General features: G+C 70.7%; 25 protein-coding genes, 1 tRNA gene and 1 pseudogene. 18 read left to right on the top strand and 9 right to left on the bottom strand.

The window, feature by feature from the left end:
- Nucleotides 1–19: 19 nt before the first annotated feature.
- The gene (locus NGK70_RS21605; protein ID WP_251970528.1) at nt 20–793 is read left to right on the top strand and encodes a sulfite exporter TauE/SafE family protein; all 774 of its coding nucleotides are present in this window, start codon (nt 20–22) and stop codon (nt 791–793) included.
- Between the two features lie 28 nt (nt 794–821).
- Here NGK70_RS21605 and NGK70_RS21600 read toward each other — a convergent pair whose 3' ends face one another.
- Entirely contained in the window at nt 822–2,525 is a 1,704-nt protein-coding gene (locus NGK70_RS21600) for an AMP-binding protein (RefSeq protein WP_251970527.1), read from the bottom strand.
- A gap of 350 nt (nt 2,526–2,875) precedes the next feature.
- Between NGK70_RS21600 and NGK70_RS21595 the strand changes: the two genes are divergently transcribed.
- From NGK70_RS21595 to NGK70_RS21575, 5 genes are all read left to right on the top strand, one after another.
- Nucleotides 2,876–3,880 carry a Bug family tripartite tricarboxylate transporter substrate binding protein gene (locus NGK70_RS21595; RefSeq protein ID WP_251970526.1) on the top strand — a complete coding sequence of 335 codons (1,005 nt, stop codon included), beginning with the start codon at nt 2,876–2,878 and terminating at the stop codon, nt 3,878–3,880.
- A 24-nt stretch (nt 3,881–3,904) separates the two neighbouring features.
- A complete protein-coding gene (locus tag NGK70_RS21590) occupies nt 3,905–4,726 on the top strand; it encodes an enoyl-CoA hydratase/isomerase family protein (protein ID WP_428985545.1) in 822 nt (273 codons plus the stop codon).
- An 88-nt stretch (nt 4,727–4,814) separates the two neighbouring features.
- Nucleotides 4,815–6,386 carry a malonate--CoA ligase gene (locus NGK70_RS21585; RefSeq protein WP_251970525.1) on the top strand — a complete coding sequence of 524 codons (1,572 nt, stop codon included), beginning with the start codon at nt 4,815–4,817 and terminating at the stop codon, nt 6,384–6,386.
- A gap of 172 nt (nt 6,387–6,558) precedes the next feature.
- Entirely contained in the window at nt 6,559–7,365 is an 807-nt protein-coding gene (locus tag NGK70_RS21580; protein ID WP_251970524.1) for a PEP-CTERM sorting domain-containing protein, read from the top strand.
- Between the two features lie 130 nt (nt 7,366–7,495).
- The gene (locus NGK70_RS21575) at nt 7,496–7,957 is read left to right on the top strand and encodes a hypothetical protein (protein WP_251970523.1); all 462 of its coding nucleotides are present in this window, start codon (nt 7,496–7,498) and stop codon (nt 7,955–7,957) included.
- Nucleotides 7,958–8,191: 234 nt separating this feature from the next.
- Here the strand turns inward: NGK70_RS21575 and NGK70_RS21570 are convergent, their stop codons facing one another.
- From NGK70_RS21570 to kefF, 6 genes and pseudogenes are all read right to left on the bottom strand, one after another.
- Nucleotides 8,192–8,761, bottom strand: coding sequence for a GNAT family N-acetyltransferase (locus tag NGK70_RS21570; protein ID WP_251973858.1), 570 nt, complete (start codon nt 8,759–8,761; stop codon nt 8,192–8,194).
- Nucleotides 8,735–10,408: pseudogene (locus NGK70_RS21565) on the bottom strand (AMP-binding protein); the annotation flags it as partial. The pseudogene NGK70_RS21565 and the gene NGK70_RS21570, both read right to left, overlap by 27 nt.
- A gap of 111 nt (nt 10,409–10,519) precedes the next feature.
- Nucleotides 10,520–10,789 (bottom strand): DUF1488 family protein, encoded by a 270-nt coding sequence (locus NGK70_RS21560; RefSeq protein WP_251970522.1) that lies wholly within the window; start codon nt 10,787–10,789, stop codon nt 10,520–10,522.
- Between the two features lie 25 nt (nt 10,790–10,814).
- Nucleotides 10,815–10,949 carry a hypothetical protein gene (locus tag NGK70_RS26405; RefSeq protein WP_256490700.1) on the bottom strand — a complete coding sequence of 45 codons (135 nt, stop codon included), beginning with the start codon at nt 10,947–10,949 and terminating at the stop codon, nt 10,815–10,817.
- A gap of 124 nt (nt 10,950–11,073) precedes the next feature.
- Nucleotides 11,074–12,906 carry a glutathione-regulated potassium-efflux system protein KefC gene (kefC, locus tag NGK70_RS21555; protein ID WP_251970521.1) on the bottom strand — a complete coding sequence of 611 codons (1,833 nt, stop codon included), beginning with the start codon at nt 12,904–12,906 and terminating at the stop codon, nt 11,074–11,076.
- The gene (gene kefF / locus NGK70_RS21550) at nt 12,903–13,556 is read right to left on the bottom strand and encodes a glutathione-regulated potassium-efflux system oxidoreductase KefF (RefSeq protein ID WP_251970520.1); all 654 of its coding nucleotides are present in this window, start codon (nt 13,554–13,556) and stop codon (nt 12,903–12,905) included. The genes kefC and kefF overlap by 4 nt, the downstream gene beginning before the upstream one ends.
- A 227-nt stretch (nt 13,557–13,783) precedes the next feature.
- Here kefF and NGK70_RS21545 point away from each other — a divergent pair, with 227 nt between their 5' ends.
- The 9 genes from NGK70_RS21545 to NGK70_RS21505 all read left to right on the top strand — a co-directional run bounded on the left by NGK70_RS21545 (nt 13,784) and on the right by NGK70_RS21505 (nt 21,895).
- Nucleotides 13,784–14,560 carry a response regulator gene (locus NGK70_RS21545; RefSeq protein WP_251970519.1) on the top strand — a complete coding sequence of 259 codons (777 nt, stop codon included), beginning with the start codon at nt 13,784–13,786 and terminating at the stop codon, nt 14,558–14,560.
- Between the two features lie 15 nt (nt 14,561–14,575).
- Nucleotides 14,576–16,477 (top strand): ATP-binding protein, encoded by a 1,902-nt coding sequence (locus NGK70_RS21540; RefSeq protein WP_251970518.1) that lies wholly within the window; start codon nt 14,576–14,578, stop codon nt 16,475–16,477.
- A gap of 83 nt (nt 16,478–16,560) precedes the next feature.
- Nucleotides 16,561–17,484 (top strand): branched-chain amino acid transaminase, encoded by a 924-nt coding sequence (locus tag NGK70_RS21535; RefSeq protein WP_251970517.1) that lies wholly within the window; start codon nt 16,561–16,563, stop codon nt 17,482–17,484.
- Between the two features lie 4 nt (nt 17,485–17,488).
- The gene (locus NGK70_RS21530; protein WP_251970516.1) at nt 17,489–17,695 is read left to right on the top strand and encodes a zinc-finger domain-containing protein; all 207 of its coding nucleotides are present in this window, start codon (nt 17,489–17,491) and stop codon (nt 17,693–17,695) included.
- Between the two features lie 6 nt (nt 17,696–17,701).
- Nucleotides 17,702–18,802, top strand: coding sequence for a lipopolysaccharide heptosyltransferase II (gene waaF / locus NGK70_RS21525; RefSeq protein ID WP_251970515.1), 1,101 nt, complete (start codon nt 17,702–17,704; stop codon nt 18,800–18,802).
- 62 nt (nt 18,803–18,864) lie between these two features.
- Nucleotides 18,865–19,827 (top strand): formyltetrahydrofolate deformylase, encoded by a 963-nt coding sequence (gene purU, locus NGK70_RS21520; RefSeq protein ID WP_251970514.1) that lies wholly within the window; start codon nt 18,865–18,867, stop codon nt 19,825–19,827.
- A gap of 7 nt (nt 19,828–19,834) precedes the next feature.
- The gene (locus NGK70_RS21515; RefSeq protein ID WP_251970513.1) at nt 19,835–20,284 is read left to right on the top strand and encodes a YybH family protein; all 450 of its coding nucleotides are present in this window, start codon (nt 19,835–19,837) and stop codon (nt 20,282–20,284) included.
- Nucleotides 20,250–21,335: a YheT family hydrolase gene (locus NGK70_RS21510; protein ID WP_428985544.1), complete on the top strand. Its 1,086-nt coding sequence runs from the start codon at nt 20,250–20,252 to the stop codon at nt 21,333–21,335. Before NGK70_RS21515 ends, NGK70_RS21510 begins: the two co-directional genes overlap by 35 nt.
- Nucleotides 21,336–21,349: 14 nt before the next feature.
- Entirely contained in the window at nt 21,350–21,895 is a 546-nt protein-coding gene (locus tag NGK70_RS21505; protein ID WP_251970511.1) for a DUF2946 family protein, read from the top strand.
- 76 nt (nt 21,896–21,971) lie between these two features.
- Here NGK70_RS21505 and NGK70_RS21500 read toward each other — a convergent pair whose 3' ends face one another.
- Nucleotides 21,972–22,484 carry a c-type cytochrome gene (locus NGK70_RS21500; RefSeq protein WP_251970510.1) on the bottom strand — a complete coding sequence of 171 codons (513 nt, stop codon included), beginning with the start codon at nt 22,482–22,484 and terminating at the stop codon, nt 21,972–21,974.
- 127 nt (nt 22,485–22,611) lie between these two features.
- On the opposite strand from NGK70_RS21500, the gene NGK70_RS21495 reads away from it, so the two are divergent.
- Both NGK70_RS21495 and lysM read left to right on the top strand, forming a co-directional pair.
- Nucleotides 22,612–22,687, top strand: a tRNA-Arg gene (locus NGK70_RS21495).
- 202 nt (nt 22,688–22,889) lie between these two features.
- Nucleotides 22,890–23,402 (top strand): peptidoglycan-binding protein LysM, encoded by a 513-nt coding sequence (gene lysM / locus NGK70_RS21490; protein ID WP_251970509.1) that lies wholly within the window; start codon nt 22,890–22,892, stop codon nt 23,400–23,402.
- A 7-nt stretch (nt 23,403–23,409) separates the two neighbouring features.
- Here lysM and NGK70_RS21485 read toward each other — a convergent pair whose 3' ends face one another.
- The gene (locus NGK70_RS21485; protein ID WP_251970508.1) at nt 23,410–24,507 is read right to left on the bottom strand and encodes an AbrB family transcriptional regulator; all 1,098 of its coding nucleotides are present in this window, start codon (nt 24,505–24,507) and stop codon (nt 23,410–23,412) included.
- Nucleotides 24,508–24,724: 217 nt separating this feature from the next.
- Here NGK70_RS21485 and NGK70_RS21480 point away from each other — a divergent pair, with 217 nt between their 5' ends.
- Nucleotides 24,725–26,779, top strand: a complete 2,055-nt coding sequence (locus NGK70_RS21480) for a PhoX family protein (protein WP_251970507.1) — start codon at nt 24,725–24,727, stop codon at nt 26,777–26,779.
- Nucleotides 26,780–26,796: the final 17 nt, after the last annotated feature.

The following is a 26,796-nucleotide window of genomic DNA, read 5'->3' as shown; positions in this document are numbered from 1 at the left end:
ATCATCCCGGGGCCGTCGCGTGACCGCCGACTGGCTGGCGGGTGCCTTCATCACGGAGTGGCATTTTTACGCGCTGGCACTGCCTGCAGCGCTGCTGATCGGGCTGTCCAAGTCCGGCTTCGCCTCGGGCATCGGCTCGCTGGCCACACCGATGCTGGCGATGGTGGTCACGGTGCCGCAGGCGGCGGCGGTCATGCTGCCGATCCTCTGCGCGGCCGACGTGATCGGCCTGTGGACGCTGCGCCGCAGCCCGGACTGGCGCGTGCTGCGTCAGCTGCTGCCCGGCGGGCTGCTGGGCATCGCGCTGGGCTGGGCGAGCTTCGGGCTGTTGAAGTCGTCGACCGTGGCCGGCATCGTCGGTGCGGTGACGCTGGGCTTCCTGGCGCTGCAGTTCCTGCGGCCTGCGCGCTCGGATGCGCCGCCACCGGGGCCGTTCAAGTGCGCGGCGCTGGCCTGGTTCTCCGGCTACACCAGCTTCGTCGCCCACGCGGGCGGCCCGCCGATCGCGATGGCGCTGCTGCCGCGCCGCATGGAGCCGCTGGCCTTTGCCGGCACCACCGCAGTGTTCTTCGCGACGATCAACTTCTCCAAGTGGCTGCCCTACGGCCTGCTGGGGCTGATCGACCTGCGCAACCTCGCCACCTCGGTGCTGCTGCTGCCCTGCGCCTGGGCCGGCGTGCGCCTGGGCGTGTGGGCCACGAAGCGCATCTCGCCGACCTGGTTCTACCGGCTGGTCTGGGGCGGCATGGCGCTCAGCGGCATCAAGCTGCTGGCCGACGGGCTGCGCGGCTGAGGTCGGATCGGCGGGCGCTCACCCCCGCTCACCCCACCAGCCAGATCACCTTGCGCCCCGAGGCCACCCAGGTCTCGTAGTGGCGGGCGTAGACGTCCTCGATGCGGTTGCGCTTGACCTTGAAGGTGGGCGTGATGAGGTCGTTGTCCACCGTCCAGGCGCTGGTGACCGCCACCAGGCAGGCCAACTGCTCGTGCGGGTCAAGGCGGGCGTTGATGGCGTCGAGGTGGCGGATCAGCGAAGCCTCCAGCTCGGCCTGCACGGCGTCCTTGGGCAGGCTGGCCACGGTCTCGGCGTTGAGCATCGCGATGCCCAGCGGCTGGCCGAGGTTGGCGCCGGTGACCACGCAGGCCTCCAGCGCCTCGTGCATCACGAGGCGGTCCTCGATCGGCGCGGGCGCCACGTACTTGCCCTTGCTGGTCTTGAACAGGTCCTTGACCCGGCCGGTGATGCGCAGCAGGCCCAGGTTGTCGATGTCGCCCTTGTCGCCGGTGCGCAGCCAGCCATCGGGGGTGTAGGCCGCGCGGGTCAACTCCGGTTCCTTGTAGTAGCCCAGCATCAGCGCCTGGCTGCGCATCTGGATCTCGCCCGTCGCCGGGTCGATGCGGTGCTCGACGTCGTCGTAGGCTGGGCCGACCGTGCCTTCCTGGTTCTTGCCGGCTTCGGTGATGTGCGAGAGCGCCAGGTTCTCGGTCATGCCGTAGCCCTCGTTGATCGGCAGGCCGAGCCGGCGGTACCAAGCCAGCAGCTCGATGGGCATCGGCGCGGCACCGCCCGCGGCCCAGCGGCACTGGTCCAGCCCAAGGGTGCGCAGGATCTTGCGGCGGATCAGGCCGCCGATGATCGGGATCGACAGCAGGCGGTCCAGCTTGGCCGCCGGCAGCTTGTGGTGCACGCCGTGCTGGAACTTGACCCACAGGCGCGGCACCGAGAAGAACAGCGTCGGCCGGGCGCGCTGCATGTCGGCGGTGAAGGTGTCCAGCGACTCGGCGAAGTACAGGTGCATGCCGGACTTCAGCCAGCCGTGCTCCACCAGCGTGCGCTCCACCACGTGCGCCAGCGGCAGGTAGGAGAGCATGCGGTCGCTCTGCGTCATGAGGATGCGCGAGCGCGTGCCGCGGTCCACCGCCCAGGTGAAGTTGCCGAAGCTGTGCATCACGCCCTTGGGCAACCCGGTGGTGCCGGACGTGTAGATGATCGTGGCCAGGTCGTCGGGATCGCGCGTCGGCTCGCCGGCCATCGGCGCGGTGCGCGAGCAGATCGCCTCCCAGCCGTCGTACGAGGCGACCGCATCCGGCGGCGAGAGCGGGTAGGCGATGCAGGGCAGGTCCGCCGGCACGCCGGACTTCATGTGCTCCCAGCCGTCGAGCTTGCCGACGAAGCAGGCGCGCGCCTCGCTGTGCGTCAGGATGTGGTGGATGGTCTCCGGCGCCAGCGTCGGGTACAGCGGCACCGAGACGTAGCCGGCCATCCAGATCGCCAGGTCGCTCATCAGCCACCAGGCGCAGTTCTTCGACAGGATCGCCACCTTGGAGCCTGGCTCCCAGCCCTGTGCTTTCAGGTGCGCGGCGATGCGGCGCACCTGGTCGGCCACCTCGCTCCAGGTGAATTCCTTCACCACACCGCCGCCCATCGGTTGGGTCAGGGTGATGCGGCTGGGGGCGTGGCGTTCCCAGTGGTACAGGCGCTGCAGGCTGAATGCGTCAGCGGGAAGGTCAGGGTGCATGGTCATGCGCTTGTCTCCTGTGGACCGGGCCGCGTCGGGCGCCGTACCGTGGCCGGGTGACAGAGTCTGCACGCCAAGCGGCAACCCTGGATTCGTGAGGCCTGTCACACGCCGTACGATGCGGGCGATGGCCCTTGACCGACCTTGCGCTCGGTCAAGGGGTACCGATGCGGCTTTCGGGGCGCGCGTCTAATCGGGCGTGGCACGGGGCCTTGCTGCTGCCGCTTCGGGGTCGCGTGCCCCCGGGCATTCACCGAGGCCGGCGACAAGGAGCCGTGGCAGGGGCGGCGCTAGCATCCGGGCCTGTCCGGTGGAGCGTGGCCGGGCGCAGGACAACAGACCATCGGAGACAAGTCATGGATCTGACCACCGTGTCGCTGCGGCGCCGCCGCGTGCTGGCTGCCGCCAGCCTGCTTGCCACGGCCGTGGCGTCACCCGGGGCGCTGGCCCAAGGCGGCGGCGCATGGCCCGCCAAGCCAGTGACCATCGTCGTGCCCTTCCCGGCCGGTGGCGGTACCGATGCCTTCGCCCGCCCGCTCACCGCGCAGCTCACCAAGCAGCTGGGCATGCAGGTGATCATCGACAACAAGGGCGGCGCGGGCGGCAACGTGGGCGCCACCGTGGCGGCCAAGGCGGCGCCGGACGGCTACACCTGGTTCATGGGCGCGGTGCACCACGCCATCGCCCCGGCGATGTACCCGAAGCTGGACTACAGCCTGCAGGGCGACTTCGTGCCCGTGGCGCTGATCTCCAACGTGCCGCAGGTGGTGGTGGTCAACCCGGCCAAGGTGCAGGCCAAAGACCTGAAGGAGCTGCTGGCCGCCGTGCGCGCCGCGCCCGGCAAGTTCAACTACGGCTCGGCCGGCAACGGCACCTCGCACCATTTGGCTGGCGAGCTGTTCAAGCTGCAGACGCGCACCTTCATCACCCACATCCCCTACCGCGGTGCCGGCCCGGCGCTGCAGGACCTGATGGCCGGGCAGGTGGACGTGATGTTCGACGGCCTGGGCTCCTCGGCTGCCCACATCCGCAGCGGCCGGCTGAAGGCGCTGGCGGTGGCCGCCACGCAGCGCGCGCCGGGCTTCCCGGACATCCCCACCGCCGGTGAAGGCGGCGTGCCGACTTACCAGGTCGCCACCTGGTACGGCCTGTGGGCGCCCAAGGGCACGCCGCAGCCGGCGATCGACCGCATGACTGCCGAGCTGGCCCGGGCCTTTGCGACGCCCGAGATCAAGGCCACCTGGACCAGCCTGGGCTCCGACATCCCGACGCTGACCGGCCGGGGCTTCGGCGACTTCGTGGCCGCGGAGATCAGGCGCTGGGGCGAGGTGGCGAAGGCCTCCGGTGCGAAACTCGACTGATCGCGGCTCTCATCTCTCTCGCCTGTGTCCTCCGCCCCCTTCGCCACCCCCGCCCCGACCTCCAGCGTCACCTTCGCCCCGCACCCCGAGTTGGCCGGCGTGGCGCTGCTCACCCTGTCCAACCCCGGCAAGCTCAACGCCGTCAGCGTGGCGATGTGGCAGCGCCTGCGCGAGATCTTCGACGGCCTGGCCGAGCGCGAGCCGGCGCTGCGCTGCGTCGTCGTGCGCGGCGAGGGCGGCTGCTTCGTCTCCGGCGGGGACATCGAGGAGTTCCCGGCCTTCCGCTTCGACGCGGCGCGGCTGCGCCACTTCCACGAACAGGTCGTCGGCCCGGCGCTGGACGCGATGTACCGCTGCGACGTGCCGCTGGTGGCGCAGATCGAGCGCGCCTGCGTCGGCGGCGGGCTGGAGATCGCCTGCCAGTGCGATCTGCGCATCGCCGGCGCCAGCAGCCGCTTCGGTGCGCCGATCGCCCGGCTGGGCTTCCCGATGGCGCCCGACGAGCTGGCCGGCGTGGCCCGCGTCGCCGGCCTGGCCACCGCCGCCGAGATCCTGCTAGAAGCCCGCCTGCTGGACGCGCCCACCGCTGCGCAGCGCGGCCTGGTCCACCGCGTGGTGGCCGACGACGCGGTGGCCGCCGAGGCCGAGGCCACCGCCCGGCGCATCGCCGCCGGCGCCCCGCGCGCCGCGCGCCTGAACAAGCGCACGCTGCGGCGGGTGGCGGCGCAGTTCCATTTCAGCGAGGCCGAACGCGCCGAGCTGGCCGCCTACGCCGGCGGCCCCGATCACCGCGAGGGCATCACCGCCTTCATCGAGAAGCGGCCACCCCAGTTCACCGGCCAGTGAGCCCGCCACTTCCGCAACCTCCGTCATCCCCGCTACGCCGTCATCCCCGCTCCCCCGTCATCCCCGCGCAGGCGGGGATCCACGCGCCATGACCACCCCAACCCATCTCAACCACAACCTCTTCGTCGCGCTGCGCGCGGCCTTCCCCGCCGACCTGGATGCCACCGCCATCGAGACCGAGACCGGCTTGCTCTACTCCTGGCGCGACCTGGACCGCGCCACGGCGATGCTGGCCAACCTGCTCGGCTCGCTGGAGATCCCCGCCGGCAGCCGGGTCGCGGTGCACGTCGAGAAGTCGGTCGAGGCGCTGCTGCTGTACCTCGCCACGCTGCGCGCCGGCTTCGTCTACCTGCCGCTGAACACCGCCTACCAGCAGGCCGAGCTGGACTACTTCATCGGCAATGCCGAGCCGGCGGTGGTGGTCTGCGCCGGCCGGAACTTCCCCTGGATCAGCAAGCTGGCCTTCGGCAAGGGCGTGGCGCACGTCTTCACGCTCAACGAGGACCGCACGGGGACGCTGCTGGACCGCGCCGCGCACTTCCCCGAGACCCACGTCCCGGCGGTGAAGTCGGCCGACGACCTGGCCGCCATCCTCTACACCAGTGGCACCACCGGGCGCAGCAAGGGCGCCATGCTCAGCCACGGCAACCTGCTGAGCAATGCCCAGGTGCTGAAGGACTTCTGGGACTGGCAGCCTGGGGATGTGCTGATCCATGCGCTGCCGATCTTCCACGTGCATGGCCTGTTCGTGGCCAGCCACGGGGCCCTGCTCAACGGCTCGAAGATGCTCTGGCTGAGCAAGTTCGACCCCCGTGCGGTGGTCGAGCGACTGCCGCGCGCGACCGTCTTCATGGGCGTGCCCACGCTCTACGTGCGCCTGCTGCAGGAGCCCGGGCTGACGCGCGAGGCCTGCGCGCACATGCGGCTGTTCATCTCCGGCTCGGCGCCGCTGCTGATCGAGACCTTCCGCGACTGGCAGGAGCGCACCGGCCACACCATCCTGGAGCGCTACGGCATGAGCGAAACCGCGATGCTGACCTCCAACCCCTGCCGTCCGGCCGACGGTGAGCGCCTGGGTGGCACGGTCGGCCCAGCCCTGCCCGGTGTGGGCGTGCGGGTGGTGGACGACGCCTTTGCCCCGCTGCCGGCCGGCGAGATTGGCCATGTGCAGGTGCGCGGGCCGAACGTCTTCAGCGGCTACTGGCGCATGCCGGAGAAGACGGCCGAGGAGTTCACCGCGGACGGCTGGTTCAAGACCGGCGACGTGGGCAGCTTCAACGCCCAGGGCTGGCTGACCATCGTCGGGCGCAGCAAGGACCTCATCATCACCGGCGGCTACAACGTCTACCCGGCCGAGATCGAGGGCTACCTGAACGACCTGCCCGGCGTGGCCGAATCGGCGGTGGTGGGCGTGCCGCACCCGGATTTCGGCGAGGCGGTCATCGCCGTGATCGTGCCCAAGCCGGGCGCTACGCCGGACGCCGACGCGCTGGTCGCCGCCCTGAAGTCACAGATTGCCAACTACAAGGTGCCCAAGCGCGCCTTCATCGTGGCCGAACTGCCACGCAACGCGATGGGCAAGGTGCAGAAGAACCTGCTGCGCGACGGGCACCAGGGGTTGTTTTCGGACGACGGGAAGGGTATTCCGCAGGCGTCGTGATGGACTGATCGGTCCCCGGGACAGGGGGTGTGGTACCTGGTCTCCCTTGATCAGGTGGCTGTGTCCCGAGACTGCAAACGCGAGACTCCGATGCGAGCGAGACCGGCTGTGCGATCTGCGGATCGAGGTGGGCGGGGGATCTCGCCACAACCAATCGCAAGGAGTCCGAATCTTGAAAAAGCGTCTTCACCAACTGGCCGCCGCCGCCGTGCTGTCGATCGCGTCGCTGTCCGCCAACGCGGCCTTTGACCTGACCATCAACTACACCGGCCCGGCCCAGTACCAGTCCTACTTCACCCAGGCAGAAACCTTCTGGGAGTCGGTGATCACCGGCTACCAGACCGGTGTGTCTCTGACGGGGTTCAGCATCGCGGCCAGCATCGCTTCCATCGACGGCCAATGGGGAACCCTGGGCTATGCAGGGCCGGATACCATTGCTTCTCACAGCGGTACTTGGTACACCCGCACGGCATCCATGGTGTTCGATCTGGACGACATGGCTTACATGACTGGCTCCGGCACGTTCGGCGATGTGATCCGGCACGAAATGGGCCACACGATCGGCATCGGAACCCTTTGGGAGCTCAACGGTCTCTACGCGAGCGGCTCTGGCCAGTACACGGGGGCCAACGCCTTGGCGGAGTACAAGACGGAGTACGGGCAGTCCTCGGCCACCTTCATCCCGGTGGAACTGGGTGGCGGAGCAGGTACCGCTGATGGACACTGGAATGAGGTAGACGGTGGCTGGGGCCTGACCGGCATCACCGACAGCCAGGGGCGCGACATGAGGAACGAGCTGATGACCGGCTGGCTGGATGCACCCACCTACGTCAGCCGCACCACCGTGGCTTCGTTGCAGGATCTGGGGTACACCGTCAACATGAACGCGGTGCCGGAGCCCGAGACGTATGCGCTGTTCGCGCTTGGTCTGCCGCTGCTGCTGCGCTTTGCCAAGCGCCGCCAGTCGAGCGTGGCTTGATGCTCGAATGCCCATCCCTCAACTGACCGACGTGGATCGTCGCAGCGCGCTTCGATACGTGCTCTGCAGCGGCCTGCTCTGGGCGTCAGCGGGGTGGGCTCAGCCTTCTGGCACGGGTTCGACCTTTCGCATGCCTGCCGACACCGGGGCCGTGATCATTCGCTGGAGCAGCTTGGGCGGCCTGCGAGTGGCCGGCACGGTGCAGGAACCTTCTCTCCTCGTACACGCTGACGGGCGCTTCAGTGCCCCCGGGCGGACGCCGGGAGGTCCGAGGCGCACCGGGCAACTGTCCAGGCAGCAACTTCAGGAGCTGCTCACAGATGTCCTCCTCAGGCAGCGCTTCGGTTCGATCGAGGCGTCCGACATCCAGGCTCGGATCCGGGCAGTGGCGCAGGTCGACGGGCAGGGGCGCGTCCTGCTCGGCATGGACGGTGGGGTCACCCACATCGAGGTGGATCTGCCCGACGTGCGCCACCGCGTCGAGTGGCCCGGCCTGCATCAGGCGCAGAGCACCTACCCGGAAGTCGAGCCCCTGCAGCGGCTGTTCGCTGTGCAGCGCAGGCTGCTGGCACTGGCCGCCACGGCGCGCTGAGCGTCGCGTTCAACTCCCCATTTCCCACCGCGCTGCAACTCCCGCTGCTCAAACGACCCCGCCAGCTCCAGGTTGCCCCGCTTGGCCCGAGCGACCAGCTTTTGGGTGTCTTGGCGGCATGGCCAAGTGTGCTTGATGATGCAGGGGAGCGTGCAAGTGCATCCATCAAGCGCGAGTGCGGATGACGCGTCATGGACACGATGTCGGCCATGGTCTGGCGCAAGCCGCCGCGAGCTACAGCGCGTGCCGCACCCGCAGCACGGCGGTATCGCCAGGGGCGGGGTCCAGGGTGAAGCCGAGCCGGCCCGCGAGTTCGACCATCGCGCTGTTGCTGGCCGTCACCCAGCCTTCCATGGTGGTGTAGCCGTCGCGCTGCGCCTGGGCCAGCAGGGCGGTCATCAGTGTGGTGGCCAGGTGGCAGCGGCGCCAGTCTTCGGCCACGGTGACGGCGAACTCGCAGGTCTGGTCGCCACCCTCGTCGGCGCGCACGTACTGCGCGGCACCGACGATGTCGATGCCGTCGGGTGCCGGGATGGTGGCCACGAAGGCGAAGTCGCGCCCGGCCAGCGGGTGCACGCCGCGCTGCAGGGACGCGCTGTCCAGGTGCTTCTTGTGCCGCATGAAGCGGTCGTAGCGTGACTGGGCCGACAGCCGCTCGAACGCCTGTTCGATCTCCGGCGCATCGGCCTCGGTGATTGCACGCAGGGTGACGGTACGCCCGTCCCGCAGCTGGACGAGCTGCGCGCCCTCCCGAGATGGCGGCGCCGTGGGTTCTGCCGCCGGACTGCCCGGGGTGCCGCGCAACTCGCGGCGCAGGACCTTGCCGATGTTGGTCTTGGGCAGCGGCTCGGTGCGGAACTCGACGACGCGCGGCAGCTTGTAGCCGGTCAGGTGCGACTTGCAGTGGGCCAACAGGTCCTCCTGCGTCAGCGCCGGGTCCTTGCGCACCACGACGACCTTGACCGCCTCGCCCGAGCGCTCGTCGGGCACGCCGATCGCCGCGGCCTCCAGCACGCCGGGGTGCAGGGTCAGCACGTCCTCGATCTCGTTGGGGAAGACCTTGAAGCCCGACACCACGATCATGTCCTTCTTGCGGTCGGTGAGGCGGATGCCGCCCCGCTCGTCCATCACGCCCATGTCGCCGGTGCGCAGCCAGCCGTCGGCGGTGAGCACCTGGGCGGATTCCTGCGGCCGCTGCCAGTAGCCCGCCATCACCTGCGGGCCGCGCAGGGCGATCTCGCCCACCTCGCCCAGGGGCACGGGCTGGCCGGCCTCGTCGAGCAGGGCGGCGTCGGTGCTGGGCAGCGGCACGCCGATGTGACCGCTCCATTCCTCGATGGTGACCGGGTTGGCGATCGCCACCGGGGCGCTCTCGGTCAGGCCGTAGCCCTCCACCAGCGGCACGCCGCTGCGCTCCTTCCAGCGCTGCGCCACCACCTGCTGCACCGCCATGCCGCCGGCCACGGCCAGCTTCAGCGGCCGCAGGTCCACCGCGGCAAAGGCCGGTGCGTCCAGCAGGGCGCGGAACAGCGTGTTCACGCCGATGAGGGCGGTGAAGGGGGTCTGCCGCAGCGCGCCGATGAAGGCCGGCAGGTCGCGCGGGTTGGCGATCAGCACCGTCTGCGCCCCGCGGCTGAAGAAGGACAGGCAGCCCGTCAGCGCGAACACGTGGTACAGCGGCAGCGGGATGACCACGGTCTCCTCGCCGTCGCGCAGGTTGGGGGAGACCCAGGCGGCCACCTGCAGCACGTTGGCCACCATGTTGCCGTGCGTGAGCATCGCGCCCTTGGCCACGCCGGTGGTGCCGCCGGTGTACTGCAGGAAGGCGAGGTCGCTGGCGCCGAGGGCCACGTCGTCGAGTGCCAGCTCACGCCCGGCGGCCAGCGCAGTGCGCCAGTCCACCGCGCCGGGCAGCTGCCAGGGCGGCACCAGCTTCTTCACGTGCTTGACCACCGCGTTGGTCAGCCAGCGCTTGAGCGGCGGCAGCAGGTCGCCCACCTGGGTGGTGACCACGCTGCGCAGCGGCGTGGCACCGATCACCTGCGCCAGCGTGTGCGCAAAGTTCTCCAGCACCACGATGGCGGCGCAGCCAGCGTCCTTGAGCTGGTGCTCCAGCTCGCGTGGCGTGTACAGCGGGTTGACGTTGACCACCACCAGGCCTGCGCGCAGCACGCCGAACAGCGCCACCGGGTACTGCAGCAGGTTGGGCAGCATCAGCGCGACGCGGTCCCCGCGCTGGAGCCGGGCCACTTTCTGCAGCCAGGCGGCAAAGTCGCGACTGGCCTCGTCGAGCTGCCGGTAGGTCATGACCGTGCCCATCGAGCGGTAGGCGGGGAGGTCGGCAAACCGGCTGCAGCTGGAGGCCAGGACCTCCTTCAGCGAGGCGAACGCGTGGGCATCGATCTCGGCCGGGACACCCGCCGGATACTGGGCCAGCCAGGGTTTTTGCATGGGGAGCGCCACTTTCCTGCGGGCGAAGGGGCCCGCATGGCCCCAGTGTGGGGCCGGGCCGGCCCGCCGGGTCTGCGCGATGACAAGGTGTGCGCCGGTGACCGCCGCGCCTCAGCGCGCGGGCGGCCGTGGCGCCAGGTCCGGTTCGCGCAGCATGACGGGCTCGATGGAGCCGCCGGCCACGCGGCGGCGTACCGCGGCGTGGATCTCGTCGACATGGGCGCGGTAGGTTTCCAACGCGTCGTCGTCGCTGCGCTGGGGTTGGTAGCGGTAGTGCAGCGTCTGCATGGCCACGGAGGCGCCCACCTGGGCGTCACCGATCACGACCCAGAAACGGACCGCGCCGGAGGGCTGGTGAAAGAAGGCTTCGTCGGGCTGCATGGCGTGCGTCAGCGGGCCAGCCAAGTCACTTCTTGCGTGCAGCCGGCGCTGCGGGGAGGCCGGGCAGGCCAGGGACGGGCGCACCCGGCTTGACCACCACGCCAGGCACCTGCTTGGGCTTCTTTGCTTCCTTGTTGCCGCGTTGTAGCTTCTTGGACATCGTGTTCCTTGTTTCTGCGTCAGGGGGCACAGGCTGTGCCTCACCCGATGTTGGGTGCGGGGCCGGGGCCTGTCCGTGCGCTGCCGCACACAAGGAGGTGGTGCCGCACTCGGTGCGGCGAGATTCAGGGCCTGGCGCCGTTGTCCCAGCCGCCGCTGCCGGGCCGCTGGGCCCGGTCGGCGCGCTCCTGCGCAAACAGCTCCTCCAGCTGCTGACTGCCCTGCTTGGCCAGGGCGACGAGTTTCCGGGTGTCCTGCCGATGTGGCCAGGTGCGCTCGACGATGGCATGGTTGAAGCGCCGGAAGCGCATCGCCAGCTGCCAGGCGCGGTGCGGCTCGTGGCCCATCAGCGCCAGCACGCTGCGCCCGCTGGCCAGCGCGGACTCGAAGGTCTCGCGCTCGATGTGCACGACCCCGCGCTCGCGCAGCGCGTAGTGGTGCTGCACGTTGCGGGCACGCACCACCAGCTGCGCCTGCGGGAAGTGGGCCTGCGCCAAGTCGACAATCTCTAGACTCTGGTCCACGTCGTCCACCGCCACCACGATCACCCGGGCCTGCTCGGCCCCGGCGGTGCGCAGCAGGTCGAGCCGGGTCGCGTCGCCATAGAAGACGCGGAAGCCGAAGCGCCGCATCACCGCCACCTGGTCGGCGTCGTGCTCCAGGATGGTGACCTTGTGCCCGCTGGCGTAGAGCAGCCGGCCGACGATCTGCCCGTAGCGGCCGTAGCCGCAGAGGATGACCGGCGCGTCCTGCGGCTCGTCCAGGGGGTGCTCCGGTGCTGGTGCGGCCGCCCCCTTCGCCGCGGCCAACCTCGGGGCGATCCAGCGGTCCAGCGCCACCAGCAGCAGCGGCGTCAGCAGCATCGACAGCGCCACTGCGCCGGTCAGCACCGAGCCGACCTCGTCGCGGAACACACCCGCCTGCGTGGCCTGCTGGAAGACGACGAAGGCGAACTCGCCGCCCTGCGCCAACAGCAGCACCCAGACCGGCCGCTCCACCGCGGGCAGGTCCAGCCGCCGGGCCAGCAGCGCCAGCACCAGTGCCTTCAGCGCCATGAAGCCCAGCAGCAGCGCCGCGACGATCCAGGGGTGCTGGCGCAGCGCGGCGAAGTCGATGCTCATGCCCACGGCCATGAAGAACAGGCCCAGCAGCAGGCCCTTGAAGGGCTCGACGTCGGTTTCCAGCGCGCGCTTGTACTCGCTCTCGGCCAGCAGCACGCCGCCCAGGAAGGCGCCCAGTGCCATCGACAGGCCCACCGCCTGCATCAGCGCCGCGATGCCCACCACCAGGCCGAGCGAGGCGGCGGTGAAGACCTCCGGCGTGCGGCTGGCCGCCACCCAGCGCAGGCCGTGGCGCAACAGCAGCCGGCCGACGAGCACGATGGCCACCACCACGCCCAGTGCCTCGGCCGCGTCCGCCCAGGGGTTGCCGGAGGCCTCGCCCTTGCGGCCCAGCAGCGGCAGCAGCGCCAGGATCGGGATGGCCGCCACGTCCTGGAACAGCAGGATGGCGAAGCCGGACTGCCCGCTGCGGGTGGGCAGCAGGTTGCGCTCGCCCATCACCTGCAGCGACACCGCGGTGGACGACAGCGCCAGCCCCAGCGCCGCCACCACCGCCCAGCGCCAGGGCACGCCAGCCAGCACCGCTGCCCCGCCCAGCGCCGCGGCGCAGGCCAGCAGCTGCGCACTGCCGGCGCCGAAGATCGGCCGGCGCAGCGCCCAGAGCCGGCGCGGCTCCAGCTCCAGGCCGACGAGGAAGAGCATCAGCACCACGCCGAACTCGGCGAAGTGCAAGGTGGTGTCGGGGTCGTCCACCAGCCGCAGGCCGAAGGGGCCGATGGCGATGCCCGCGCCCAGGTAGCCGATGATGGCGCCCAGCCCGAGCGCGCGGGCCAGCGGCACGGCGATCACGGCGGCGCCGAGGAAGACCAGGCTGTGCGTGAGCCAGTTCGAGGTCATGCGCGGTCCTCCTGCCGGGCCGCCGGGCGGTCCTGGTCGGGGGTGTCGCAGGCGTCGCAGCCTGGCAGGTCGTCCAGTTCGGGCCAGGCGGGGTAGGTCGCGAGCCGCTCGACGTAGGCTTGCGCGTGGGCGGCCAGTTCGGCCTCGCCGACGCGCAGTGCACCGTGCAGCACCAGCGGCGGCAGGAAGCGCAGGCCGCACAGGGCGGCGGTCTGCTCGTAGGGCGGCAGGAAGGCGTCGAAGAAGTGGCGGTTGTAGCCCGTCGGGTGGTAGGCGGCCTCGCTGCCGCCGGTGGACAGCACCAGCCACAGGTCCTTGCCGGCCAGGGCGTGGCCCCCGTGGCCGTAGGCCCAGCCGTGGCGCAGCACCTCGTCGACCCAGAGCTTCATCAGCGCGGGCATGCTGTACCACTGCAGCGGGTGCTGCCAGACGATCAGGTCGGCCTGGCGCAGCGCCGCCTGCTCGGCGTCGACGTCGATCGCAAAATCAGGATAGAGCGCATAGAGGTCGCGGACCTCGATGGGCTGCGCTCCCGCGGCGGCCAGCGTGCCAGCCTGGTTCAGCAGGCGGCGGTTGACGCGCGAGCGGCGCAGGTCGGGGTGGGCTGCCAGCACCAGCACCCGGGCCTTGGGCAGAGGCGTTTTCGTCATGCCGGCGAGTGTCGCAGGCCACCAAGCCGCCATGCCAGTGTTGCGCGGCGGTGGCCGGGGCGCGCGGGTTTCCCATGCCTTGTGGGTGCGGTCTATTACACCAATTCATCTGCAATTGGGATCCACCTTTTGGGGGTGTCTGAGGGTGTCCCTACACCCTTACGATCCAGTTCGTCAAGGCGTGTAAAAGTACCGCCCCGCAGCTGCGGTTCATGGCGGAGAAGAACATGAAGGTCCTGCTGATCGACGATCACCCGCTGATCCTGTCGGCCATACGCCACGTGATCCGCGACCTGGCCGAGGACGTCGTGGTGGTCGGGGTGGAGTCGGCGGTGGAGGCCCGCAGCGCGCTGCGGCGTGAGCCGGACTTCGATCTGCTGCTGCTGGATCTGAACCTGGGCGACATCCCTGGCTTCGACCTGCTGGCGGAGTTGCGGGCCTGCTACCCCGCCATTCCGGTGGTGGTGATCTCGGGCTCCGAGCGGGCCAGCGACGTGATCCAGTCGATCGACGGCGGCGCGATGGGCTTCGTGCCCAAGCGGGCCAGCACGGAATTGCTCTTCGAGGCGTTGCACCTGGTGATCTCTGGCGGCATCTACGTGCCGCCGATGGCCTACCTGCGCGGTGACAGTGTCGGCCCCCCCCTGGCCGATGTCGGACCGCTGTCGAACGACTCGCAGACCGCGGTGGTCGACTTCGATGTGGCATCCGCCAGCGCGCCGGCACCGCCGCGCAGCACCCCGCCTGCGGGCACCGCGACGGCGCCCCTGTCTGTCGAGGGCCTGGGCCTGACGACGCGGCAGTGCGAGGTGCTGATCCTGCTCTTGCAGGGCAAGTCCAACAAGGTGATCGCGCGGGAGCTGAACCTGTCGGTCGAGACCGTCAAGGACCACGTGGCAGCGGTGCTGCGCAGCCTGGGGGTGAACTCACGCACCCAGGCGGTGCTGGCGGTGAGCCAGTTGCAGGAAGGCGGCCGCCAGGCACTGCGCCCGGTGCGTGGTTGAAGGGCGAGGGCCGGCGTGCTCGACCACTCGCACCAACCGCAACGCCCGAATCGCCTGCCCGCCGCGCCGCGCTGGTCCCAGCGCATGGCCGCGCTGGGGGTGCGACCCGATTACCGGCTGGCGCACAGCGACCGGCCCGACCCGGATCTCACGGCCAGCCTCTATGCCCGCACGCCAGCAGCCCTGCTCGGCCACACGCTGGGGGCGGTGGCGGTCATCACGTTGTGCCGGGGCTCGGCGCCGCGCTGGCTGCTGCTGGGCTGGCTGCTGCTGTTTGCCGCCGCGTGGGGTGCGCGGGTGGCGGTGGCACGCCGCTATGCGGCCTCCCGGCCGGCGTCGACCGAGGCCTACCGGCGCTGGCAGCAGGCCTGGAACGTCACCAGCCTGGCCTGCGGGGCGGTGTGGGCGCTGGCGGTGGCGGCCTTCTACGACGACGGCCACAGCCTGCAGAGCACCGCGCTGATCCTGCTGGTGTACAGCTACTGCATCGGCTCGCCGGCAACCAGCTACCGTGTCTTCGTCGTCTACCTGCTGATGTGCTTCGTGCCGATGGTGGCGCACGTGGCGGCCGACGGCCTGCCCGACAGCCTGCCGATGGCCGGGCTGATCGTCGGTGGCCTGCTGGTGACCCTGGTGATCGGCCGGCAGTACCGGCAGGCCTTCGGCGAGCTGCTGGCGCTGAAGGTGGGCAACGAGCAGCTGGCCGACCAGCTGGCGATCGAGAAGGCGGCGGCCGAGGAGGCCCGAGCCTCAGCCGAGCAGGCCCGCGCCGCGGCCGAGGAGGCCAACCGGGCCAAGACGCGCTTCTTCGCCGCGGCCAGCCACGACCTGCGCCAGCCCCTGCACGCGCTGTCGCTGTTCACCGAAACCCTGCGCCAGCGCGCCCGCGAGGACGAGACGGCGCTGCTGGCCGGGCGCATCGCCGAGTCGGTGGCGGCGCTGGAGTCGCTGTTCGGCGAGCTGATGGACCTCAGCCGCCTCGATGCCGGGGGCGTCGAGCTGGCGGTGCAGGACTTCCCGATCGCCGAGGTCTACGCGCGGCTGCGCCTGCACTTCGAGCCCCTGGCCTTCGACAAGGGGCTGGCGCTGCGCTTTCGGGGGTGCGCGCACTGGGTGCACGGCGACGCGGTGTTGGTGGAGCGTGTTTTGCGCAACCTGGTGTCCAACGCGGTGCGCTACACCGAGGACGGCGGGGTGCTGGTCGGCTGCCGCCGCCGGGGCGACCGGCTGCTGCTGCAGGTCTGGGACAGCGGCATCGGCATCCCGGTCGAGGCGCAGGCGCATGTCTTCGACGAGTTCTACCAGGTTGTCCATACCCACGCCCTGGCGGCGCCGCGGCGCGGCGGCAGCGGGCTGGGGCTGGCCATCGTGCGGCGCCTGGCGCAGCTGATGGGCGCGCCGATCGACTTGGCCTCTCAGCCGCAGCGGGGCACGGTCGTCACGCTGACGCTGCCCGTGGGGCAGCCTCGCTCACGTGAGGTCGAGCCGGCAGATGGCCTCGCCACGCCCGTGCGCACGCTGTCGGGCTGCCGCATCGTGGTGGTGGAAGACGATGTGGCGGTGCGTGAGGCGATGTGCGTCCTGCTGCTCAGCTGGGAAGCTGAGGTGGTCGGGCTGGACAGCCTGGTGCAGGTCGACGGCTGGCTGGCGGCTCGGCCGCAGGGGGCACCGGTGCCCGAGTTGCTGATCGTCGACCGGCAGTTGCCCATGGGCCACAGCGGCGCCGAGGTGGTGCAGCGCCTGCGCGCGGCGTTCGGCGCGGAGCTGGGCGTCATCATGGTCACCGGGCAGGTCGATGCGCAGGACGAGGCCATGGCCCGCGCACTGGGCTGCCACCTGCTCTACAAGCCGGTGGCGCCCAACCGGCTGCGCGCGCTGATCGGCTACAAGCGCAGCGAGCGGCAGCGGCGTGGCTGAATCGCCCGGGTGCCCGGGAGTCCGGTGACCGGCGTGCCAACTGTGCACGCATACAATCACAGACCCAATCGAAGGGACCTCACATGGGCATGGACGATCGCGACGGCAAGATTTGGATGGATGGGCAGATGGTGGATTGGCGCGACGCCAAGATCCATGTGCTGACCCACACGCTGCACTACGGCTGCGGCGCCTTCGAGGGCGTGCGCGCCTACAACACCGTGAACGGGACGGCGATCTTCCGCCTGCGCGAGCACACCGAGCGTCTGTTCAACAGCGCCAAGATCCTGCGGATGAAGATGCCCTATGCCTTCGACGAGGTCGTCGAGGCCCAGAAGGCCGTGGTGCGCGAGAACAACCTGGAGAGTTGCTACCTGCGCCCGCTGGTGTGGATCGGCTCCGAGAAGCTGGGCGTGAGCCCGAAGGGCAACACCATCCACGTGATGATCGCTGCCTGGCCCTGGGGTGCCTACCTGGGTGAAGAGGGCCTCAAGCGCGGCATCCGCGTCAAGACCTCCAGCTACACCCGCCACCACGTCAACATCACGATGACGCAGGCCAAGGCGGTGAGCAACTACACCAACTCGATCCTGGCCAACATGGAGGCCACCGACGAGGGCTATGACGAGGCGATGCTGCTGGATTCGGCCGGCTTCGTCAGCGAAGGGGCGGGCGAGAACCTCTTCATCATCAAGGACGGCGTGATCTACACGCCCGACCTGTCCGCCGGGGCGCTCAACGGCATCACCCGCAACACGGTCTTCCACATCGCCCGCGACCTGGGGCTGGAGATCGTGCAGAAGCGCATCACCCGCGACGAGGTCTACATCTGCGACGAGGCCTTCTTCACCGGTACGGCCGCCGAGGTGACGCCGATCCGCGAACTGGACCGCATCGAGCTGGGGGCCGGTTCGCGCGGCCCGATCACCGAGAAGATCCAGAGCGCCTTCTTCGACATCGTCAACGGCCGCAACGCCAAGTACGCCGAGTGGCTCAGCAAGGTTTGAGATCATGAGTGACAACAAGGCTGTCGTGGAAGTCACTGCCAAGGACCTGCAGGGGCCAGGCGTCGTTTTCTGCCCCAACCCCAAGCAGGCGCTGTGGAGCGGCCACCCGCGCGTGTTCATCGACGTCGCCGGCCACGGTGAGGGCCACTGCCCGTACTGCGGCACCGTCTACCGGCTCAAGGCCGGTGAGAAGGTCTCCGGCCACCACTGATCCGCCATGTTCCGGTCCCTGGTCATCGCGCCGACCTCGGTGCGCGAGGCGGTCATGTCGCAGCCGCTCATCGCCGCCCTGGCTCGCCGGGGCGAGGTGGTGGCGGTGGCGGCGTGTCCCGACGTGGCGCCGGTCTATCGGGCCATGGGCGTGGCGGTGGCGCAGGTCTACGAGCTGCCGCTGCGACCCGGCCGGGTGGACTGGAGCCTGCGCCGTTCCGTCGGTGCCAACTGGCGGCGCCGCTACGACGTTGCCTATGTGCTGTCCGATGCCCTGTCCGATGCCCTGCTGCCCTGGTTCGCCGGGGTGCCGAGGCGCATCGGCCATGCGGGGTCGCGCCGCCCGCTGCTCATCAACGAGCCGCCGGTCGGCCCGCAGCCACGGTCGGGTGTTGCGCGCTTCCTGGCACTGGCCGGGGAGCCTGCGGGCGAGTCGCCCCAGCCGGCCCTGGCACCGGCGCCAGAACGGCTGGCCACGGTCTGCGAGGCCCATGGCGTCAAGCCCGGGGGCTACTGGGTGCTGGCGCCTGGAGGGGACGGCGCCCCGGCTCGCTGCTGGTCACCGGGTCAGTATGCGCAGCTGATGCGTCAGCTGCACGGCCGCACCAGCTGCCCGGTGTTGCTGATGGGCTCGGGTCAGGACGTGGCGCTGGCGCAGCACATCGCCGCCGAGGCCGCGGGCGTGCCCAGCCTGGTGCTGGCCGGTGTGGTGAGCTTGGACGACGCGATGGCGCTGCTGGCTGCGTCGGCCGGTGTGCTGGCCGGCGACAACGGCTGGATGCAGCTGGCCTCCGCCCTGGGCGTGCCGCAGGTGGCGCTGTTCGGGCCGACCACGCCCGACGACTGCGGCCCCCTGCACCGGCACACCCGGGTCCTGCGGCTGGAGCCGACCGCGGCGCCGGCCTGCGCGCCCTGCAACGCCCGCTCCTGCCCACCCGGCCATGGCCGCTGCCTGCGGGACCTGGACCCCCAACAGGTGCTTGAGGCGCTGCTGGCCCAGGCCCAGCAGGCTGCCGAGGAGCCGGCGCCGAGCCCGCCCAGGCGGGTGGGGTTTCCCACCGCCGTGCCGGTCGAGCCGCCGGCCCGACTGGCCGTCGTCGGCGCCTGAGCCCCGGCCCGCGGGGGAGGAAGAGGGATGGCGGCGGGGCGGCCCGTAGAATCCGGCCCACCATGTCCGTGACCCCTGCCGCCCCCGCTCCCGCCGTCGCCCCCGCCGTCGCCCCCGCCGTCGTCCCCGCCGCTTCCAGCGCCAGCGAATTCGTCCTGACCCTGTCCTGCCCCGATGCCAAGGGCATCGTGCACGCCGTCTCCGGCCTGCTCTACCAGGCGGGCTGCAACATCCTCGACTCGCAGCAGTTCGGCGATGTGCGCGGCGAGGACGCCACCGGCCTGTTCTTCATGCGGGTGCACTTCGATGCCCCCGTCCACCTGGCCGATGCGGCCACGCTGACCAACCTGTTCGGGCATGTGCGCAGCCAGTTCAGCATGCGCGTCAAGTTCCACAGCCTGTCGCGCCGTCCGCGCGTGCTGCTGATGGTCAGCAAGCACGGTCACTGCTTGAACGACCTGCTGTTTCGCTGGAAGAGCGGTCAGCTTGAGGTGGACATCCCGGCCATCGTGTCCAACCACCCGGACTTCGCCGAGCTGACCGGCAGCTACGGCATCCCCTTCCACCACCTGCCGCTGCACCGTGACAGCACCGGCAACAGCGCCGAGGCCAAGCGCGCCCAGGAGCGCCAGGTCGAGGCCTTGTGCGAGCGCGAGGAGGTGGATCTGGTCGTGCTGGCGCGCTACATGCAGATCCTCAGCCCCGAGTTCTGCGAGTTCCTCGCCGGCCGCGCGATCAACATCCACCACAGCTTCCTGCCCAGCTTCAAGGGCGCGCGCCCCTACTACCAGGCACACGAGCGCGGCGTGAAGCTGATCGGCGCGACGGCGCACTATGTCACCGCCGACCTCGACGAGGGGCCGATCATCGAGCAGGACGTCGACCGCGTCGACCACACCCTCAGCCCCGAGGACTTCACCGCGGTGGGCCGTGACGTCGAGTGCGTCGTGCTGGCGCGCGCGGTGCGCTGGCACGTCGAGCACCGCGTGCTGCTCAACGGCCGCAAGACCGTGGTGTTCCGCTAGCCTCATCATGGCCCAGCCCAAACCGTTGCAGGCCCTGTTGCTGGCCACGCCCGACGACACCGAGGCCCAGTTCTACGAGTCCCAGCAGCAGGCCGACATCGAGCGCATGATGGCCATCTGGGCCGATGACGAAGAGATTGCCTGCGTGCATCCGCAGGGGCCCCGGCTGGTGGGCGCCCACGCGATCCGTGCCGGCTTCGACGAGATGTACGCGCACGGCGGTGTGGACGTGCGCGCTGTGCAGGTGCGCCGCAGCGTGATCGGCAGCTGCGCGGTGCACCAGGTGCTCGAACAGGTGCGGGTGGCCACGCCCGAGGGGCCGCAGACCGGCTACCTGATCGCTACCAACGTCTATCTCAAGACGCCGCAGGGCTGGCGCATGTTCCTGCACCACGCCAGCCCAGGCGGTCAGCGTGAGCTGCATGAGATCGGCGAGTCGCCCTCCACCCTGCACTGAGGCTGATCAGGCCGGCCACGCCGGCTTGCTGCCGGGCCCGCCGCGCTGGCTGCCGGGCGGGCAGGCGCAGACGATCTGGCCGGCGCTGTGCTCGCGCCGCCACCTGGGCCCGGCCCCTCGCTTTCGGCGCGAACGCTGGACCACCCCCGACGGCGACTTCATCGACGCGGACTGGCTGGCCGACCCGTTGCCTGGCCCGTTGTCTGGTGCCGGGCTGCCGGCCCCGGGTGACCGCCCGCTGCTGGTGCTGTTCCACGGCCTCGAAGGCTCGTCACACAGCCACTACGCGCAGGCCTTTGCCGACGCGGCGCGGCGGCGGGGCTGGGGCTATGTCGTGCCGCACTTCCGGGGCTGCTCTGGCGAGATCAACCTCGCACCGCGCGCCTACCACTCGGGGGACCACGCCGAGATCGGCTGGATGCTGGCGCAGCTGCGCCAGCGCCACCGCGGGCCGGTGGTGACGGTGGGCGTCTCGTTGGGGGGCAACGCCCTGTTGCGCTGGGCCCAGGAGGCGGGCGAGTCCGCTGCACAGCAGGTTGCGGCCGTGGCGGCGGTGTGCTCGCCGATCGACCTGACGGCGGGCGGGCGCCGCATCGGCGCGGGCCTGAACCGCTGGATCTACACGCCGATGTTCCTGCGCACGATGCGTGCCAAGGCGCTGGCCAAGTGGCAGCAGCACCCGGGGCTGTTCGACCGCGAGCGGCTGCTGGCCGCGCGCAGCATCGAGGCCTTCGACGACGTGTTCACCGCGCCGCTGCACGGCTTTGCCGGCGTGGCGGACTACTGGCGGCGGGCCTCCGCCAAGCCGCACCTGGCAAGGCTGCGCCTGCCTGCGCTGCTGCTCAACCCGCTCAACGATCCCTTCGTGCCGGCCGCCTGCCTGCCCGCGCCACAGGAGGTTGGCCCCTGCGTCACGCTGTGGCAGCCCGCTGGCGGCGGGCACGTGGGGTTTCCCAGTGGTCGCTTCCCTGGCCACGTGCTGGGCCTGCCGGCGGCGGTGACGGGCTGGCTGGCGGGGCATCTCCCTGCTGAACGTGCGGGACCGGGCTGAGGCAACATCCCGCCATGGATGACATCGTCAAGGCGGCCCTGAAGAAGTGGCCCAACGTGCCGGCCTGCTGTGGTTGGCTGGGGCTGGATGCGCGGGGTGATTGGTACCTGCGCGACGCGGCGGTGCAGGCGGCGGGATCCTTCCCGGGGGTCAAGGGCAGCCGCCTGCAGCACGAGAAGCTGCGCGAATTCATCGGCCGCAACTACGAGGCCGATGGGGACGGAGCCTGGTTCTTCCAGAACGGGCCGCAGCGGGTCTTCGTGGAGCTGGAGGCCGCGCCCTGGGTGCTGGGCGTACAGCGCCTGGATGGGGACTGGCTGGTGCACACCCACACCGGCGAGCCCTTTGGCCGGGTGACCGAGGCCCTGCTGGACGAGGAGGGGCGCCTGTTCCTGGCCAGTGCGCGCGGTCTCGGACTGGTGCGCTCGGTGGACATGGCCGCGGCGGCCGACGCCGTCGAGCAGGGCCGCTGGCCGCTGGAGGACGTGCCGTTCGAGTTGCTGCCGGCCCGCTTTGGCTACCGCCTCAGCCCGGCGGTCGATCTGGCGCAGCGCCCATGAAAAAGCCGACCCTCGGGTCGGCTTCTGGTCGCTCCGGCCGACGCCACGGGGCCGTGGCATCGGGCGAGCGTGGGGCTTACTTCGACGCCGCGGCGTCCGGGGCCTTCGGTTCTTCGAACTTGGCGCCACCGGCATTGGCCATGTAGGCCACCGCGCGGCCGATCTCCAGGTCGCTGAAGTCGCCGCCGCCCTGGGCACCCATGTTGCCCTTGCCCTTCAGGGCCGAGTTGAGCAGTGCGGCAAAGCCGGTACCGATGCGCGGGCCCCACGCAGCGGCGTCGCCGAACTTGGGCGAGCCCGCCAGACCGGCGGAGTGACAGGCACTGCACTGGGCCTTGAACACTTCCTCGCCCGTCTTCAGCGGGCCACCTTCGAGCTTGATCGTCACGGCGCCAACCGGCTGGATGCGGGCGTTGGCCGCCTCAACCTCACCACCGTTGCTGGCGGCCGACTTTGCCGGACCCTTGCCCAGCATCATCGCTGCGACCACCGAAACCACCAGGGCAGCGGCGCAGGCCAGGACGATCTGGGAGGAGGACAGGCCGACGGGGCCGCCGCGAGAATCAGACTTGTGTTGAGCTTCGCTCATGGGTTCCTCTGGCTGGGGGGCGAGGCGCGTGCATCGTGCGCAAAACCCAAAGATTATAAGGGGAGGGGTGTCGGCTTGGGTGTTGTGTGCACGCCGCGCCGCCAGGCCTGCTAGAATCCCAATTTCCGCGCCCGTAGCTCAGTGGATAGAGTATTGGCCTCCGAAGCCAAGGGTCGCTGGTTCGATCCCAGCCGGGCGCGCCACCCATCTCGTGGGTGATGACCTTGATTGCCAAACGCCCATCTGCGCGAGCTTGATGGGCGTTTCTGTTTTCTGCTGCCGATCTGAGTGGCGGCATGGGTGGTGAATGTGTGATGTAAGTCACACGGTTGCGCCTGTGCCAGGGGCCAGCTAACCTCAGTGGGACGTGCCGCCCGGCACGCCTCACCACAGGAGCGTTTCACCATGGGATTGTTCAGCTTCATCAAGGAAGCCGGCGAGAAACTGTTTGGCTCGGCCAAGCCCGAGGAGGCGGCCCAGCAGGCCCAGGCCGCACCGGATGACGCCGCGCTGCAGGCCCGCGCCTCAGAGGCCAACCGCATCGCGGGTGAAGCGATTGCGCAGTACATCGTGGCCCAGGGGCTGACGGTGGAGAACCTGCAGGTGGCCTTTGACGGCGGGCCCTGCGAGGCCACCGTGAGCGGCAACGCGCCCGACCAGGCTACCAAGGAAAAGGTGCTGCTGTGCGCTGGCAACGTGCAGGGCGTCAAGGGCGTGAACGATGACCTGACTGTCACCGAGGCGGTGGAAGAGTCGCGCTGGCACGACGTGGTGCGCGGCGACACGCTCTCGGCCATTGCCAAGATCTACTACGGCAATGCCAACCTGTACCCGAAGATCTTCGAGGCCAACAAGCCGATGCTGAGCCACCCGGACAAGATCTACGTCGGGCAGAAGCTGCGCATCCCGCCGGTCTGAGTGCGGCTCAGGGCCGCGCGACCGCCGGTGCTGCGATGAAGCGCTGGTGGATCGGCCCGGTGAGCAGCAGCACGATCACGTAGCGCACGATGTGAAAGGCGGTCACCAGTGGCACGCCGAGTTCCAGCACCTTCGCGGTGATGCACATCTCGGCGATGCCGCCCGGTGAGTTGCCCAGCAGCACCGCAGCCGGTTCCAGACCGGCCGCCTGGCCCACGGCCCAGGCAAAACCGGCACTGGCCAGGATCATCCCCAGCGTGCCCAGCGCCACCGCGCCCAGCCAGCGCGGCGCGGTGTGCAGGAAGGCGGGGGTGAAGCGCGTGCCCAGCGACACGCCAATCGCCAGCTGCGCCGCCTGGCTCAGGCCGGGCGGCAGCGCACTGGGCGTGTGGCCGCTGGCGGTGATGGCCAGCGCGACCGCCAGCGAGCCCAGCACCCAGGGATTGGGCTGGCGCAAGCGCAGCATCAGCCAGGATCCTGCGGCCGTGGCCGCAGCCAGCAGCAGCAGGCCGAGCGGCTGCACGCCCACCGCAGCAGCTGGCGCGGGCGTGCTGCCATGGATCTGGGCAAACTGGTAGGTGAAGGGAATCGTCACCACCACCAGCAGCACGCGCAGCGAGTGCGCCGCCGCCACCAGATCGACCCTTGCACCGAGCCGTTCGGCAAAGGCTGCCATCTCCGAGGCGCCGCCGATCACCGCGGCAAAGTAGGCCGTGCCGGCATCCACCGCGCCGCCGGGTGTGCGTGCCATGCTCCAGCGCAGCCAGCGGTAGAACAGATGGCCCAGGCCGAGGGCCCAGGCGGCGCCGAGCAGGGTCCAGGGCGCCAGGCGCAGCACCTGCGCCAGCACCTCGGGCGTGAAGTACAGGCCCAGCGCGGTGCCGATGACCCACTGTCCGCCATTGCGCAGGCGCTGCGAGGCCAGCAGCGGCACGCCGACGATCGACAGCGCTGCGCTGCCCAGCAGCGGGCCCAGCATCCAGGGCAACGGGGAATGCAGCCACTGGCACAGCCCGCCCGCGGCGGCGGCGATGGCCAGGGTGAGCAGCAGGCGCAGGAAGCGAGGCAGGGGGCGGGGCAGGGAAGGGGGCGCAGCAGCGGACACGGGCAGGATCGATGTGGCCGGGAAGGGAGGGAAAGGCTGGGAAAGGCCTGAAGGGGCCGGGATGTTACGGCGCTGCGGCGTGGCAGGGACTTCCGCACGGCGGCCCGCGGTGCATGGTGGCAAGATCCCTGCTGCTCAGCCGCAGGTCGGGCCAGGCCCCCTGCAGCGGCTTGGCCCGACTCGCCTTTCCACGTCTCTCACGCTCACCGCCGTCCCGATGCCCAAGCCCCGTTTCCTGCCCCAGGCCACCCTGGAAGACTCCAACCGCAGCGCCAACCCCTCCATCTGGGAGGTCGCCGCCCAGGGCGAGGCCAGCCGCAGGCAGATGCTGCGTGGCGGGCTGGCCAGCCTGCTGGGTGGGCTCACGGGGGCCCTGGCCACGCCGCTGGCACAGGCGGCGGATGCCGGCACGGGAGCAGGTGCGGGCGAACTGGCCTTCGCGCCGCCATCGGCCGGGCCGGCGTCCGCACCGGCCACGGAGGCGGCGAAGCTGGGCCGGCGCATCGGCTTCACCGCGGTGCCAATGGGCGTCACCCAGCCCCTGGTGGTTCCGGTGGGCTACAGCGCGCGGGTGCTGTACCGCTGGGGCGACGCGGTGGGCATCGCCGGGCGCATGCCGGCCTTCAAGGGCGATGGCAGCCACACCGCGGCCGAGCAGGCCCTGCAGGCGGGCATGCACCACGACGGCATGGGCTGGTTCCCGCTCGGGGAGGGGAAAGACGCAAAGGACGGCAAGGAGGGCCGGGGCGGCCCGGGTGAATCGCGCCACGGCCTGCTCGCCGTCAACCACGAGTACACCGACGAGGCGCTGCTGCATGCCGACGGCATGATGAGCTGGAGCGCGGACAAGACCGCGAAGTCGATCGCGGCACACGGTGTGTCGGTGGTCGAGGTGCGTGCCGAGCCGCCTGCGCGGCCGGGCGAGCCGCCGCGCTGGGCGCTGGTGCGGCCCTCGCGCTATGCGCGGCGCATCACCGCATCGACGCCGATGCGCCTGGCCGGGCCGGCGGCCGGCCACCCGCTGATGCGCACCGCGGCCGACCCGGAGGGCCGCCAGGTGCTGGGCACCTACAACAACTGCGCCGCGGGCGTCACGCCCTGGGGCACCTACCTGACCTGCGAGGAGAACTTCTACGGCTACTTCGAGCCGCCCGAGCAGCTCGATGCCCACCACGTCCGCTGGGGCCTGAAGCCGGGCGGGCGCTGGCACCGCTGGCACGAGTTCGAGGAGCGCTTCGACATGAGGCGCCACCCCAACGAGTTCAACCGCTTCGGCTGGGTGGTGGAGATCGACCCCTACGACCCGCAGTCGGTGCCGGTCAAGCGCAGCGCGCTCGGCCGCGCCACGCACGAGGGCGCCACCAGCGCGCTGCTGCGCGATGGCCGGGTGGCGGTGTTCATGGGCGAGGATGCGCGCTTCGAGTACATCTACCGCTTCGTCAGCCGCGACCCGGTGCGCCCGGGCGGCGCCGCGGCCAACCGAGACCTGCTCGACAACGGCACGCTGTCGGTGGCGCGCTTCGATGCCGATGGCCATGGCCGCTGGCTGCCGCTGGTGCATGGCCGCGGCCCGCTGACGCGCGAGAACGGCTTTGCCGACCAGGGGGAAGTGCTCATCAAGGCCCGCCAGGCCAGCGACGCGCTGGGCGGCACCAAGATGGACCGCCCCGAGTGGACCGCGGTGGACGCGGCGACCGGGCAGGTCTACGTGACGCTGACCAACAACAGCGCGCGCGGCCGGCCCGGCCAGCCCGGGCCCGACGCGGCCAACCCGCGCGGGCCCAACCCGATGGGCCACATCCTGCGCTGGAAGCACCACGGCGACCTGGGCGCCGAGACCTTCGACTGGGAGCTCTTCGCGCTTGGCGGCGAGGCGGGCGGAGACGCCTTCGGCGGCCCGGACGGGCTGATGCTCGACCCACGCGGGGTGCTCTGGATCGCCACCGACCACTCGCCCAACGCCGTGCCCGCCCAGCCCGGTGAGCGGCTCTGGCTGCCGCGCAACCAGCTGCTGGCCTGCGACCCGAGCCGCGCGGGCGGGGCGCAGCCGCGGCGCTTCCTGGTCGGCCCGCATGGCTGCGAGATCACCGGCCCGGTGATGACACCGGACTGCCGCACGCTGTTCATCAACGTCCAGCATCCTGGCGTCGACCCGGCGGTGGACGGCGCGGCCGGCGACCTCTGGGCCGGTTCCTGGCCCGAGCCGGGCATCCGCCCCTGCTCGGCCACGGTGGTGATCACCAAGGACGACGGCGGCGTGATCGGCACCTGAGCAACTCCTGAGGCACG

It is taken from the genome of Sphaerotilus microaerophilus, assembly GCF_023734135.1.
GTDB classification, from domain to species: domain Bacteria; phylum Pseudomonadota; class Gammaproteobacteria; order Burkholderiales; family Burkholderiaceae_C; genus Sphaerotilus; species Sphaerotilus microaerophilus.
The sequence above is the reverse complement of the archived record's forward strand: the minus strand, read 5'-3'. Positions and strand labels throughout refer to the sequence as shown.

What these genes read in the sequence shown, in the direction of transcription:
- NGK70_RS21480 (WP_251970507.1), top strand. Translation starts at nt 24,725, where the DNA reads ATGCCCAAGCCCCGTTTCCTGCCCCAGGCCACCCTGGAAGACTCCAAC.
- NGK70_RS21515 (WP_251970513.1), top strand. Translation starts at nt 19,835, where the DNA reads ATGGCCCAGCCCAAACCGTTGCAGGCCCTGTTGCTGGCCACGCCCGAC.
- NGK70_RS21595 (WP_251970526.1), top strand. Translation starts at nt 2,876, where the DNA reads ATGGATCTGACCACCGTGTCGCTGCGGCGCCGCCGCGTGCTGGCTGCC.
- NGK70_RS21510 (WP_428985544.1), top strand. Translation starts at nt 20,250, where the DNA reads ATGAGATCGGCGAGTCGCCCTCCACCCTGCACTGAGGCTGATCAGGCC.
- waaF (WP_251970515.1), top strand. Translation starts at nt 17,702, where the DNA reads ATGTTCCGGTCCCTGGTCATCGCGCCGACCTCGGTGCGCGAGGCGGTC.
- NGK70_RS21505 (WP_251970511.1), top strand. Translation starts at nt 21,350, where the DNA reads ATGGATGACATCGTCAAGGCGGCCCTGAAGAAGTGGCCCAACGTGCCG.
- lysM (WP_251970509.1), top strand. Translation starts at nt 22,890, where the DNA reads ATGGGATTGTTCAGCTTCATCAAGGAAGCCGGCGAGAAACTGTTTGGC.
- kefC (WP_251970521.1), bottom strand. Translation starts at nt 12,906, where the DNA reads ATGACCTCGAACTGGCTCACGCACAGCCTGGTCTTCCTCGGCGCCGCC.
- NGK70_RS21560 (WP_251970522.1), bottom strand. Translation starts at nt 10,789, where the DNA reads ATGCAGCCCGACGAAGCCTTCTTTCACCAGCCCTCCGGCGCGGTCCGT.
- NGK70_RS21535 (WP_251970517.1), top strand. Translation starts at nt 16,561, where the DNA reads ATGGGCATGGACGATCGCGACGGCAAGATTTGGATGGATGGGCAGATG.
- NGK70_RS21530 (WP_251970516.1), top strand. Translation starts at nt 17,489, where the DNA reads ATGAGTGACAACAAGGCTGTCGTGGAAGTCACTGCCAAGGACCTGCAG.
- kefF (WP_251970520.1), bottom strand. Translation starts at nt 13,556, where the DNA reads ATGACGAAAACGCCTCTGCCCAAGGCCCGGGTGCTGGTGCTGGCAGCC.
- NGK70_RS21500 (WP_251970510.1), bottom strand. Translation starts at nt 22,484, where the DNA reads ATGAGCGAAGCTCAACACAAGTCTGATTCTCGCGGCGGCCCCGTCGGC.
- purU (WP_251970514.1), top strand. Translation starts at nt 18,865, where the DNA reads ATGTCCGTGACCCCTGCCGCCCCCGCTCCCGCCGTCGCCCCCGCCGTC.
- NGK70_RS21575 (WP_251970523.1), top strand. Translation starts at nt 7,496, where the DNA reads ATGCCTGCCGACACCGGGGCCGTGATCATTCGCTGGAGCAGCTTGGGC.
- NGK70_RS21585 (WP_251970525.1), top strand. Translation starts at nt 4,815, where the DNA reads ATGACCACCCCAACCCATCTCAACCACAACCTCTTCGTCGCGCTGCGC.
- NGK70_RS21545 (WP_251970519.1), top strand. Translation starts at nt 13,784, where the DNA reads ATGAAGGTCCTGCTGATCGACGATCACCCGCTGATCCTGTCGGCCATA.
- NGK70_RS26405 (WP_256490700.1), bottom strand. Translation starts at nt 10,949, where the DNA reads ATGTCCAAGAAGCTACAACGCGGCAACAAGGAAGCAAAGAAGCCCAAG.
- NGK70_RS21600 (WP_251970527.1), bottom strand. Translation starts at nt 2,525, where the DNA reads ATGACCATGCACCCTGACCTTCCCGCTGACGCATTCAGCCTGCAGCGC.